Source organism: Lactobacillus sp. UMNPBX19, from assembly GCF_002553805.1.
Taxonomy (GTDB): Bacteria; Bacillota; Bacilli; order Lactobacillales; family Lactobacillaceae; genus Lactobacillus.
This window is the reverse complement of the sequence record NZ_PCYR01000105.1, coordinates 1-468: the sequence shown is the minus strand read 5'-3', so window position 1 is coordinate 468 and position 468 is coordinate 1. Positions and strand designations below refer to the sequence as shown.

The 468-nt window shown below is 47.6% G+C and carries 1 protein-coding gene; it reads left to right on the top strand.

Features of this window, described 5'->3' with window-relative positions; all coding sequences use genetic code 11:
- Nucleotides 1-468 (top strand): enhanced intracellular survival protein Eis (eis, locus tag CP370_RS09290; RefSeq protein ID WP_143467888.1); only part of this gene is annotated, 468 nt, incomplete at both ends.

Genomic DNA, 468 nt, shown 5'->3' with positions numbered 1-468 from the left:
AAAACAGATTTGAATGATTTCTATCAGCTATACTTGTACGCATTTACCAATCCGGATAGCGCGGAACGGCGGGCGTTTTTCGACCATCGTTACCAGCATTCGGAAAAGTACGGGATTAAGTACGATGGTCGATTGGGAAGCGGAATGTTAAGCATCCCCTTCCAGGTCAACTTTCATGGCGTGAAGTATAAGATGAACGGGATCGGCGACGTCATGAGTTATCCTGAATATGGCGGCCACGGAGCGATTACTAAGTTAATGCACCAGGCCTTTCAAGATATGCTCGCGGATAAGGTTGCGTTGTCTTATCTGGCGCCATTCTCGTATAAATTTTACCGTCGGTTTGGTTACGAAGAGGTGTTTGACCAGACGATCTATCGGGTGAAAAATACCGATTTGCCGCGCATTCGAGTGGATTCGCAAGCAGGTTCGATGGAACGCTTGTCGCTCAAGGATGCGATTCCGTAC